Origin of the sequence: Pseudoalteromonas sp. SM9913 (assembly GCF_000184065.1) — a bacterium.
GTDB lineage: Bacteria > Pseudomonadota > Gammaproteobacteria > Enterobacterales > Alteromonadaceae > Pseudoalteromonas > Pseudoalteromonas tetraodonis.
Map to the genome: position 1 here is coordinate 413591 of NC_014803.1, position 11261 is coordinate 424851.

15 protein-coding genes and 3 tRNA genes are annotated in these 11261 nt (G+C 40.0%); 13 read left to right on the forward strand and 5 right to left on the reverse strand.

The window, feature by feature from the left end; genetic code table 11:
• Nucleotides 1-53 precede the first annotated feature (53 nt).
• The 5 genes from orn to PSM_RS01895 all read left to right on the forward strand — a co-directional run bounded on the left by orn (nt 54) and on the right by PSM_RS01895 (nt 2700).
• A complete protein-coding gene (gene orn, locus PSM_RS01870) occupies nt 54-599 on the forward strand; it encodes an oligoribonuclease (RefSeq protein WP_008115490.1) in 546 nt (181 codons plus the stop codon).
• A gap of 174 nt (nt 600-773) precedes the next feature.
• Nucleotides 774-849: transfer RNA gene (locus PSM_RS01875), tRNA-Gly, on the forward strand.
• A 207-nt stretch (nt 850-1056) separates the two neighbouring features.
• Nucleotides 1057-1132, forward strand: a tRNA-Gly gene (locus PSM_RS01880).
• 127 nt (nt 1133-1259) lie between these two features.
• Nucleotides 1260-1335, forward strand: a tRNA-Gly gene (locus PSM_RS01885).
• Between the two features lie 196 nt (nt 1336-1531).
• Nucleotides 1532-2700 (forward strand): IS3 family transposase gene (locus tag PSM_RS01895; protein ID WP_128860809.1). Its coding sequence is split into 2 segments (ribosomal slippage): nt 1532-1802 and nt 1802-2700, totalling 1170 coding nucleotides; the frame shifts between segments, so codons are not numbered across the junction.
• 82 nt (nt 2701-2782) lie between these two features.
• On the opposite strand, the gene PSM_RS01900 is transcribed toward PSM_RS01895, so the two are convergent.
• From PSM_RS01900 to PSM_RS01910, 3 genes are all read right to left on the reverse strand, one after another.
• The gene (locus tag PSM_RS01900) at nt 2783-3211 is read right to left on the reverse strand and encodes a secondary thiamine-phosphate synthase enzyme YjbQ (RefSeq protein ID WP_013463965.1); all 429 of its coding nucleotides are present in this window, start codon (nt 3209-3211) and stop codon (nt 2783-2785) included.
• Entirely contained in the window at nt 3208-3675 is a 468-nt protein-coding gene (locus PSM_RS01905; protein WP_013463966.1) for a chemotaxis protein CheX, read from the reverse strand. Before PSM_RS01905 ends, PSM_RS01900 begins: the two co-directional genes overlap by 4 nt.
• A gap of 63 nt (nt 3676-3738) precedes the next feature.
• Nucleotides 3739-4173 (reverse strand): transcriptional repressor, encoded by a 435-nt coding sequence (locus PSM_RS01910; protein WP_013463967.1) that lies wholly within the window; start codon nt 4171-4173, stop codon nt 3739-3741.
• Between the two features lie 92 nt (nt 4174-4265).
• On the opposite strand from PSM_RS01910, the gene PSM_RS01915 reads away from it, so the two are divergent.
• The 8 genes from PSM_RS01915 (at nt 4266) to PSM_RS01950 (ending at nt 9770) form a co-directional block, all read left to right on the forward strand.
• Entirely contained in the window at nt 4266-4886 is a 621-nt protein-coding gene (locus tag PSM_RS01915) for a MarC family protein (protein ID WP_008115498.1), read from the forward strand.
• Nucleotides 4887-5009: 123 nt separating this feature from the next.
• Nucleotides 5010-5942 (forward strand): tRNA dihydrouridine(20/20a) synthase DusA, encoded by a 933-nt coding sequence (dusA, locus tag PSM_RS01920; protein ID WP_013463968.1) that lies wholly within the window; start codon nt 5010-5012, stop codon nt 5940-5942.
• 236 nt (nt 5943-6178) lie between these two features.
• The gene (locus PSM_RS01925) at nt 6179-6859 is read left to right on the forward strand and encodes a PspA/IM30 family protein (RefSeq protein ID WP_013463969.1); all 681 of its coding nucleotides are present in this window, start codon (nt 6179-6181) and stop codon (nt 6857-6859) included.
• A gap of 10 nt (nt 6860-6869) precedes the next feature.
• Nucleotides 6870-7076 (forward strand): PspC domain-containing protein, encoded by a 207-nt coding sequence (locus PSM_RS01930; RefSeq protein WP_013463970.1) that lies wholly within the window; start codon nt 6870-6872, stop codon nt 7074-7076.
• Between the two features lie 10 nt (nt 7077-7086).
• A complete protein-coding gene (locus tag PSM_RS01935) occupies nt 7087-7413 on the forward strand; it encodes a hypothetical protein (protein WP_013463971.1) in 327 nt (108 codons plus the stop codon).
• Nucleotides 7414-7491: 78 nt separating this feature from the next.
• Nucleotides 7492-8001 (forward strand): copper chaperone PCu(A)C, encoded by a 510-nt coding sequence (locus PSM_RS01940; protein ID WP_013463972.1) that lies wholly within the window; start codon nt 7492-7494, stop codon nt 7999-8001.
• 8 nt (nt 8002-8009) lie between these two features.
• On the forward strand, nt 8010-8996 hold the full coding sequence (locus tag PSM_RS01945; RefSeq protein WP_013463973.1) for a DUF2333 family protein: 987 nt from the start codon (nt 8010-8012) through the stop codon (nt 8994-8996).
• A 3-nt stretch (nt 8997-8999) separates the two neighbouring features.
• The gene (locus PSM_RS01950; RefSeq protein WP_013463974.1) at nt 9000-9770 is read left to right on the forward strand and encodes a TIGR04219 family outer membrane beta-barrel protein; all 771 of its coding nucleotides are present in this window, start codon (nt 9000-9002) and stop codon (nt 9768-9770) included.
• An 83-nt stretch (nt 9771-9853) separates the two neighbouring features.
• On the opposite strand, the gene PSM_RS01955 is transcribed toward PSM_RS01950, so the two are convergent.
• The gene (locus tag PSM_RS01955; RefSeq protein WP_013463975.1) at nt 9854-10735 is read right to left on the reverse strand and encodes a TIGR03899 family protein; all 882 of its coding nucleotides are present in this window, start codon (nt 10733-10735) and stop codon (nt 9854-9856) included.
• Nucleotides 10704-11252 carry an SRPBCC family protein gene (locus PSM_RS01960; protein ID WP_028834533.1) on the reverse strand — a complete coding sequence of 183 codons (549 nt, stop codon included), beginning with the start codon at nt 11250-11252 and terminating at the stop codon, nt 10704-10706. The genes PSM_RS01955 and PSM_RS01960 overlap by 32 nt, the downstream gene beginning before the upstream one ends.
• Between the last annotated feature and the right edge of the window lie 9 nt (nt 11253-11261).

Below are 11261 nucleotides of genomic sequence, written 5' to 3' on the forward strand. Positions count from 1 at the left end.
TATGATATATCGAAATGCGTTGGATCTAAAGAAAAGCACCGTTTAAGGTAATTATGACTATTAATAAATCAAATTTAATTTGGCTCGATCTGGAAATGACCGGACTTGAACCAGAGACTGACAAAATACTTGAAATTGCAACTGTTGTCACTGACGCTGATCTGAATATATTAGCCGAAGGCCCAACCATTGCCATTCATCAAAGTGATGAACTACTTGATGGTATGGATGAGTGGTGTACAACTCAGCATGGCAAATCAGGGCTTACAGCGCGTTGTAAGGCAAGTACTTTCGATGAAGCTTATGCCGTTGAGCAAACCCTCGCGTTTTTAAAGCAATGGGTGCCAGCGGGTGCTTCACCCATGTGTGGTAACTCGATTGGCCAAGATCGTCGTTTTATGAATAAGTATATGCGTGAGCTTGAAGACTTTTTTCATTACCGTAATTTAGATGTAAGTACCATTAAAGAACTTGCTCGTCGTTGGAAACCAGATGTATTGGCTCAAGTGAATAAAAAAGGGTCACATTTAGCGTTAGACGACATTAAAGATTCGATTATGGAATTAAAGGTTTACCGAGAAAAGTTTTTTAATTTATAAAAAATACTTGCAAAGCACCCTAATTATTGTAGAATCCTGCCCCGCTCAAGACGATAACCCCCGCGGGGTTAGTGTGTTTGAGCTTTGACTTTTGAATGCGGCACTAGCTCAGTTGCCAGAATGTTGAACGCGCCCTGTCGCGCACCAATGGACGAATTACTGACTATTTTGAATGCGGCACTAGCTCAGTTGGTAGAGCGCGACCTTGCCAAGGTCGAGGTCACGAGTTCGAGCCTCGTGTGCCGCTCCAATTTCTCACCAAAGAAATTGTAGTTCAAGATGAAAAGTTAAAATTGATATAATGCGGCACTAGCTCAGTTGCCAGAATGTAGGACGCGACCTGTCGCGCACCAACGGACAAATTACTGACTATTTTGAATGCGGCACTAGCTCAGTTGCCAGAATGTAGGACGCGACCCGTCGCGCACTAACGGACGAATTACTGACTATTTTGAATGCGGCACTAGCTCAGTTGGTAGAGCGCGACCTTGCCAAGGTCGAGGTCACGAGTTCGAGCCTCGTGTGCCGCTCCAATTTCTCACCAAAAGAAATTGTAGTAGAAATAAAGATTCAAGATGAAAGGCGAAAGGAACAAGGTTTAATTTTGACAGAACCTAGAACTTAGAACCTAGAACCTAGGACCTAGAATCTTCATATAATGCGGTACTAGCTCAGTTGGTAGAGCGCGACCTTGCCAAGGTCGAGGTCACGAGTTCGAGCCTCGTGTACCGCTCCAATCTTATTTACTTTCCAGATATTCATTTTTAAATAGCAAACAATAATCCACATGTGAATCATTATAAATTTAATTTATATAATTTTTATTAGATTTGAAGTACTCAATGGATGCGAACGATCTGTGTTGTAAAACCTAAAACCTAAAACCTGATACGACTCTATAAAAGTGGACACTTATTTAAGGAATAAGTGTTATGAAAATCAAAACTAGGCGTAGTCATTCAATTGAATTTAAAACAAAAGCAGTTGAACAATCGTTAGACTCTCCAGATACTGTTAATGTAATAGCTCATCGGCTGGGCATTAACCCTGTCTTATTATCTAAATGGAGACGAAAAATGACGTCAAAAAGTACATCTAACCCAATTAAAAACCAAGGCCCTGATAAGTCATATAAAGATTTGGAGCGCCAAGTGCGTAAGCTTGAAAAGCAATTGGAAGATGCGCAGTTGGAGAACGATGTGTTAAAAAAGGCGAAGGCCTACTTGGACAGCCGAAAAGAATAAGATTTGAGTATATTCACCAAGCTGCGACAGCTAAGAAAACGATAAAAAAATTATGCACATGGTTGTCAGTATCAAAAGCTGGATATTATAAATGGCTAAAGCAATCATTAAGTCAACGTGCGTCAGAAAACGACTCATTGCTTGAGTTTTTGAAAAAAGTAAGTAGTGATGAGCACTGTATTCCGGGCTACAGAAAGTTGTGGAAAGCCGCTATAGATAATGGGTATGAGTGTAGTAAAGGCCGTGTGCAGCGATTACTGCAGAGTATGGGTTACCGCTCAGCCGCGGGTAAACGCCGATATACCGGTAGCGGAAAAAAGCAGGGGCATATCACTGCAGAAAACTTATTGGGTCGTGAGTTTAGTGTTGATGAACCCAATACGGTATGGGTGTCAGACATAACGCAAGTTCGTTGCAGAGAGGGTTGGCAGTATTTATGTGTAATTTTAGATTTATACTCACGCAAAGTCGTTGGTTGGGCAACAAGTCGAGTTAACAGCGCAGACTTGGTGATTAGAGCGTTAAAAAAAACATGGGATGCACGTAAACCTGATGGAAGTCGCTTATTATTTCACTCAGACCAAGGCAGCCAGTATCGTGCAAAAGAAACAATATCGTGGTTGAACAACCGACAGGTAACAATTAGCATGTCGAGAAAAGGGAATTGCTGGGATAATGCCTGCTCAGAAAGCTTTTTTGCCCAGTATAAAAAAGAATGGATGAACAATTTAAATGAACTGAGTCGTAGTGAAATGACAGTACAAAGTCGCTTTTATATCGAAAACTACTACAACTCAGTAAGAATGCATGGCACGCTAGGAAATGTGAGTCCCATGCAATACGAGTTAATGAATTAAAAACCCGTGTCTACTTTATCGGGGTCGTATCAACCTAAAACCTAAAACCTAAAACCTAAAACCTAAAACCTAAAACCTAGCTCTAAAACGTTTCGCCTTGCAAAGTGGCAATAATTCGCCTAGCCCCGCCATGGTCGCGATGTTCGCCTAAGTATATTCCTTGCCAAGTCCCCAGCGCTAATTGACCATTATTAATAGGTATCGTTAACTCGCAACCTAAAGTGCTGGTTTTAATATGAGCAGGCATATCATCATCGCCCTCATAGTCATGACGATAATAAGGCTGGCGCTCAGGTACAAACTGATTGAAGTGGCTTTCCATATCCATACGCACGGTCGGATCGGCATTTTCATTAATGGTTAAGCTGGCAGAGGTGTGTTGAATAAATAAGTGTAATAACCCTATTTTTAGTTGGCTCAGCTGTGGGAGTTTAGTCAGTATGTCGTTATCAATTAAGTGAAAGCCCCGCGAGCGAGGCTTTAATGTAATCGTGGTTTGCGACCAGCTCATAGCTTATCGAAGCTCACTTCAATGTTTGCATTACCTGCATCACTGGTAAATGGCATAATAATTTTTTTGCCGTCACTTTTATGCGTAATAGTATGGTTTTTACCAGACACAACAATGGGGGTTGCCATGGCAAAGTCATAGCCTTTTTCACCTAATAGGTTTTTAGCACCACCGGTGACCATATTGGTTATTTCGCCGACCATGTCAGTGACTTCTTCATTTACGCTGTCAGGTCGCTCACCTAACATACGTTCCATTATAGTCAGCGCTAAACTTTCGTCGAAGGTTATTGAAAATGAACCGCGAGTTTGGGGGCCAACCATACCAATTAATCCCGATACATCACCACAGGCTACTTCATCGGTTTTAATGCGAGGTTTACCTGGTTTTAACTGAGTTTGAGCCATGGTGCTCAATACATTCATCAAAGAAGATAAAAAGGGATTAATGAACTCTACATTCATATTATATATCCTTAAATTGGTACTGATAGAGGGTATACGTAAAGTATAGCTATAGTCGCTCAGCTATGCTCGACAAGCGTCACATTTACCGTGTGCTTCTATGGTTTGCCCAGAAACTACAAAGCCACTTTCGGCTGCTAAGTTATTGAGCTCATGTGAAATTACTGTTGAATGCAGCTCTTTAACAAACCCACATGTATCGCAAATTAGTAATTGAACAGGATGAATATGATCAAAGTGATGACACAACATGAATGCATTAGTGCTTTCAATTTTATGAATAAAACCGAGTTCTGCTAAAAAGTCTAAAGCACGATAAATTGTCGCAGGTTTTGCGCCTGTTTCAGTGACTTTTAATTGCTCTAGCAAATCGTATGCACCCACACCACCTTGAGCGCTTGCTAATAAACGAAATACCTTTTCGCGAATAGGTGTGAATCGCGCACCACGGTTGTCGCATACTTGTTTTGCTTTACTTACGAGTGATTCTATATTCATCTTCTCTCATCCTTACTTTGCCGTGATATACTAACATACTGTATTGTAGTTGCAGCGTTTTATTAACCGCTTTTGTGAAAAGGTATTCATTAATGCATGAACTATTAGCCATATTTATTTTCTTTTTTGCAGTTATCGATCCAATCGGCACAATTCCGGTTTTTATCGCCGTAACTCGGGGTGATGACGACAAGTTTAAGCGTAAAGTAATTTTTAAAGCAGTGGGTGTATCTGCTTTAGTACTGTTATTTTTTGTGGTTGCCGGTGAGCAATTACTCAATGTGATTGAGATTCCACTATCGGCATTTCAAATAGCCGGTGGGTTGATCTTATTAATTTTTGCACTCTCCATGACGTTTGGTGAAAGTAAACCCGAAGCTGAAATTAAAAGTGTTCGCGATAGCACTGAAACCGCTATTTTTCCGCTGGCTATACCCTCAATTGCAAGCCCAGGCGCTATGTTAGGTGCGGTATTAATGACGCGTAATGAAGAATATACTTGGGTTGAACAAATGATTACCTCATCAATGATGCTGGCCGTTTTAGTGGTGGTACTTATTTTGTTATTACTTGCTACGCATGTACATAAAATAATAGGTGATAGTGGGGCAAGTATTATTAGCCGAATTATGGGGTTAATTTTAAGCTCAGTCGCAGTAACGAATATTTTAAATGGTATCGCACAATACTTTGGCTTGCAGGTGTTTGCTTAATATTGCTGCGCATGGGGCTTTTGTGTAAAATGCAGCGCCTTTTAAGCTGTGCTTAAATTATAAATTTTTGAGGACTACATTTTGGATAAACGTACTTTAAATCGACGCTTTTCTGTTGCCCCCATGCTCGATTGGACTGATCGCCATTGTCGTACGTTTCATCGTAAAATGACAAAGCACACCGTCCTCTACACTGAAATGATCACCACAGGTGCTATTTTGTTTGGCCGTGGTGACTATTTGCACTTTAATCAACATGAAGGCCCAGTAGCGCTGCAGCTGGGGGGCTCAGATCCGCAAGCGCTAGCACAGTGTGCCAAGCTTGCAGGTGAGCGCGGTTATGATGAAATAAACCTTAACGTAGGTTGCCCATCAGATCGTGTGCAAAATGGGCGTTTTGGTGCCTGTTTAATGGCAGAGCCCGAGCTTGTGGCAGAGTGTGTTGCTGCAATGAAAAGTGAAGTCAGTATTCCTGTTACGGTAAAAACGCGCATTGGTATTGATGAGCAAGATTCCTATGAATTTTTATGTGCGCTTATTGAAGCATCGCATAAAGTAGGCTGTGATGATTTTATTATTCATGCCCGTAAGGCATGGCTAAAAGGATTGAGTCCAAAAGAAAATCGCGAAGTTCCTGAGCTTAACTACCCCCGCGTTTACCAGCTTAAAAAAGATTATCCACAACTTGATTTAAGTATTAATGGCGGTGTTAAAACCATTGAGCAAAGCCTTGAGCATTTACAGTACATAGATGGAGTGATGGTTGGGCGAGAGGCTTACAGCAATCCATTTATGCTAAATGAAGTTGATGAAAAAATATATGGTGATGCTGCTAATACTCAGACACGTCATGATGTTGTGCGCTCTATGTATGATTACATTGAAGAAGAGATGCGTTTAGGCGCTAACTTTTGGCATGTTGCTCGCCATATGTTAGGTATTTTTCAGGGACAACCCGGTGCGCGTGGTTTTAGACGCCATTTATCTGAAAATGGCCATGGCAAGCAAGCTGATTTGAGTGTTATGGATAAAGCACTAAGTTACGTACCCGAATAATAGATCCTCTGTATAGAAAAAAGCCACCTCAGGTGGCTTTTTTTGATCCCAAATTTTGGTCAAAAGTTTAATTTATTAGCCAATTCGACTTAATTTCATTCAGTGGCGAGTCATTAATTTACCTACTTAAAATAACTTAACTACATGATATTTAATGAAAATAAAACCATTTTAAGTTGTTGGCATAACTCTTGGAATCCTGTTGATGTATAAATAAAAATCATCAGGAGAATAACATGGGCATATTTAACCGCGTAAACGACGTCATTCAAGCAAATATTGTAGCTATGCTTGATAAAGCAGAAGACTCAGAAAAGTTACTCAATTTAATGCTTACTGAAATGCAAGAAGCGCTTAATGAGTGTCGTAGTACGGCAGCTGCACTTTTATGTGAAGAAAAGAGCATTAAACGTCAAATAAGTAATAAACAGCAAGCGCTCGCAAATTGGCAATTAAAAGCTGAGCATGCTGTGACAAAAAATCGTGACGATTTAGCTAAATCAGCATTAGCCGAAAAACACACAGTTGAACAAAGCATAGGGTGCTTGCAAACGCAGCTTGAGGCATTACAACAATCGATTACTAAAATCACTGAAGACTGCGAGCGCTTACAGCAAAAAATGACGCAGGCAAAAGCAAAGCAAGCACAACTTGCAAAGCGTGAAAACGTAGTTGAGGCAAGGGCAAAAATAAATACGCAACTACAAAGCGATAAAGTGGCTTTTGCCTTATCACGATTTGAGCAAATAGAGCGCCGCGTTGAAAGTGTAGAGTCGCAAGTTGCAGCGTATGAGCTCACAGATACTGCGAGCAATACAGCTATGCAAATTGAGTCACTGGTTAAAAATGAAAAAATTGATGCAGAACTGGCTAGTTTAAAAGCAAGTTTAAATACTGCTAATAAACAAACAGCTTAAGGAGATTGTTATGAATAGTTTTAATACACACCGTCGTTGGTACAAAAATACGCTTAACAAAAAAATATCAGGCGTCTGTAGTGGGTTAGCTTACCGACTAGACTTTCCGGTATGGTCTACTCGCTTAGTGACTGTTTTATTATTTTTAAGTTTTCCGTTTGCAGTGGCGCTAGGTTATTTAATTGCTCACTGTTGCCTTGAAGAAAAAGCAGTGTAAGGAGAGCAGCATGAAAACATTCGCCGTGTGCCTAGTTATTCTTGCGTTGTTTTTAATTAATAGCGGTTCAATTATTCACTTTGATGTGTGGCAGTTTCCGCTATGGATCTCAGATATTAGCTGGACAGGTATAGAGCTCATTGGTGCATTAGTTGCTATTATCGTTGTTATTGCGATTGTTGCTTTAGTGACGATGGGGTTAGTTGGCGCGGCGATGGTGGCACTGGCTGGTACTATTTTAGCTTTTTTATTCGGATCATTGATGATTGCTTGGCCGTTATTGTTTGTAGCAGGGCTGTGTTGGTTAATCGCAGATAACAAAAAAGTCGTCTCTTGAGCTTAAATTAGCTGCCTAACATAGGGGAATTATGATAAATTTAAACTATATTTTTTTGTTTTAACAAGGATTTTACTGATGATTAAACAATGTATTTTGATAGCAAGTGCATTAATGGTGGGTGTTTTTTCGTCTTCGTTAATGGCGCACGAAGGACATGAACACGATAGTGTTGTTGCGCAGCTACAAGTAACACATGCGCAAGTAAGAGAGTTTTTGCCGGCAACCAAAGCCAGTGTGGCTTACTTTAGTATTAAAAACCACAGCAATGTACCAGCAACGTTGACTAAAGCGACAATTGATGGCCTAGGGCGTGTTGAAATTCATGAGCACGTTCACGCTGACGGTATGATGAAAATGCAAAAAGTCGAATCATTGCTTATTAAAGCTCACCAACAACTCGATTTTAAGCCAGGCAGCTATCATTTAATGGTGTTTGAACCACAAGAACCGTTAAAAGTAGGTCAAGAACGTAAACTCACGCTATATTTTGAAGACGGGAACCGAGTATTTACCAATGCAAAAGTCGTTTCGTTAGCCTCACAAGCAGAGCCGGTAAAAGCATCGAAAGATCATAGTCATCATTAGGAGGATAAATGTCACAGCATAAAGGAAAAATAATAACGGCACTGGTACTGTTATTTGTCGTGTTTTACGCCATTGCAGTGTACTGGAGTATAGAGCCTTCACGTTTTGATGTTGTGCAAAATGCTAAGCAACAAGCGCAGCAACGCAGTGAAAAACTAGTCACAGGTTATGTAACAACTTCAACACTCATCACTGTAGCTGATACGCTTTTAACTAAATCAGGCGGTTACTTATCAAATGATGTGCTACCACCGAGCGTAATAATGGACAATATGCCGGCCTGGGAGTATGGTGCGCTGGAAATGGTGCGTGATTTAGCGTTGTCTATGCGAAAAGATTTTAGCCGCTCACAATCGCAATCAACTGAACACGAAGCGCTCAAAAAAGCTCAGCCACAATTTAATATCAGCTCTGAAGCATGGGCATGGCCAAGTGCTGAGGGTGAATACCAAAAAGGAATTGATTATTTAATGGTATATCGTTCTCAAATAGCCAATCAGCATGAGCGCGATAGCCAATTTTACTCTCGTGCAGATAACCTACGCAGTTGGTTAAAAGAAGCTGAAAAGCGTTTAGGCAGCTTAAGTCAGCGTTTAAGTGCAAGCGTGGGTCAAGATAAGGTTAACACTGACCTCGCCGGTAACTCTTCAAATACACAGGCCACCTATACGCCTTTACAACAACAAATAAAAACATCATGGTGGGAAATTGATGATGTATTTTATGAGTCACGTGGGGCCACTTGGGCTTTACTGCACTTTTTACAGGCGGTTGAATATGATTTTGCCGATGTGCTTGATAAAAAGAACGCCCGTGTCAGCTTGCAACAAATTATTCGCGAGCTTGAAGCAACCCAAGAAACGGTATGGAGCCCAATGATTTTAAACGGTAATGGATTTGGTTATGTCGCCAACCATTCACTTGTTATGGCAAATTATATTTCTAGAGCCAATGCGGCACTAATTGAACTTAGCGAATTATTAGCGCAAGGATAAAAAATGAAAAAGTATTGTATAGCAGCAGCCTTATCAATGGCATGTTTAGCCCCTGTAGCACAAGCCGACACTGTATTGGGTTTATATGTAGGGGTTGATGGTTGGAAAGCAGATAATGACGGTAGCTTTTCTGATAACAATAACGCCCTGCAAAACTTCAACTTTGAAGATGAAACTTTTGTAAGTTATTACGCTGCGCTTGAGCACCCAGTGCCATTAGTGCCAAACTTAAAGTTAAAATACACTGAGCTTGAATTAAACGGCTCAACAGTGCTTGAAGACACATTTAGTTTTAACGGTACTGATTATATTGTTGGCACTGATGTTAATTCAGTGACTGACTTATCGCACATTGATTATATTCTTTACTACGAGATTTTTGATAACGATTTAATCTCAATTGATTTAGGTCTTAATGCTAAGCAGTTTGATGGTGAGCTTGTTGTAACAGGTACATCACAACAAGGTGGCGCTAACTTTACTGAAATCGAAGAGTTCTCTGGTGTTGTGCCGTTAGTATATGGACGTTTTGAAGCGGGTTTACCATTTAGTGGTTTAAGTGTTTTTGCTGAAGGCAGCTTTTTAGCCATCGATGACAGTAAAGTACAAGATTACCAAATGGGTATTGCTTGGGAATTTATTGATAACCTAGCAGTTGATGTTGCGGTTAAAGCGGGCTACCGCTCTATGGTTTTAGAACTTGATGATGTCGATGATATTAATACTGATATTGATGCATCGGGGCCGTTTGCCGGTATTCAGGTTCACTTTTAATTAAAGTTTTATTTTGAGCCACCTTGTGTGGCTCTTATTTTTAAAAGCTAACACACGCTTTTATTATTAGTCATCTCTGTTTGCTATTTTAAAGAATGCCAAACTAATTCAAACTCCCCTTCAAATGCTGAACCAATTAACTGTTTGTACACCTTGTTAATTGGGTAGTTCATTAATCTAAATAGTTCATCACCTGTTTGAGTAAACTTATAATAGCTAAGCACCAAATCGTTACTTTTTGCTTTTAAGGTTAGTTTTTGTGATAAAAAGGATAGGGTGAACTCTTGTCCTACTTTTAATGCCGCTGACTCTATTTCTTTACGATACAGCAAGTTTAAATCCATTAAAGTTAGTACGTCTGGAAAGCTCACGCCGCTTTTACCTATGCTTAATGACACTTTATTGCCTTTACCTAGTAAATCAAATAACGAGGGTTTTTTGTAATACCCCAAGAATATTAGGTGGCTGCTATCCTTTTCGTTATACCCAGAAATAGACACGCACTTTCTTAATGAATCGGCTTCGCGCTGGGTCATGTGCTTGAGTGTTTGTAAACTTTTAATAGAAAAAGTACCTGGGCTAATGGTTTCGCCAGTAAAAATTTTTGCCCACAACACTTGCATAGATTGATTTGAGGTATCTTCACATAAGGCTATAAAGTGCTCTACCCAATCAGCATCGGGCTGTTTGGCGCAAGCAACATCAGGACAAAACTCCATTGCTAAGGCTAAAATAGTCTCAATATTTTGTTGCTGTTTAATCAGTAGTAAGTCTTGTCTTTTTTGAGCACGCGCTAAAATTGAATGCTCGCTATTAATACTATAAAGCGATTTGGCTTTACCTTGAGGATTATAGGTTTTTTCATCAATGGCAGGCGTATTACTCACTTTTGTGACCGAGTAACCTAGCAGTGACTCAATAATATTGGCAAGTTTAATCCTGGCTTGTGCGGTTTTGACTGTCATGGCTTTCCATTATTGCTTGTGCATCACTGAGTTGAGCGACCGTTTTTAAGTTATTTAGCCCTAGGGTCACTATATTACCTAATATATTTTCAGCAAATATAGCAACGTACCCAGAAATAAGCGGCATCGTTGCTTGTCCTTCTATATGCCACGTGACGGTTTTTGTGTGCGGGCTAAATAGCAATTTGCTAGTGATAATATGCTCTTGATTAAATAACACACTAAATACAACTTCATTATCGCTTAATGACGATATTGTCATTTCGCCTTTGCCCCATTTACCTTCCCAAGATTGGTAGGCTCCTGCGCCAGAGCTCGGTTCTCCAATATTAAACTTAATATTAGGGTCTATTTGTTGCCAGGGTGACCATTTATACCACTGGGTAAAGTCCTCAACTAATGACTTTATTACGGGAGCGCGTGCGTTAATCTTTATACTTTTTTGCACATGATAATTTTGTGGTAACAATAATCCAACGACAACAAAAACCAGGAGTAAAATGATTGAAAACTGCATTATTTTTTT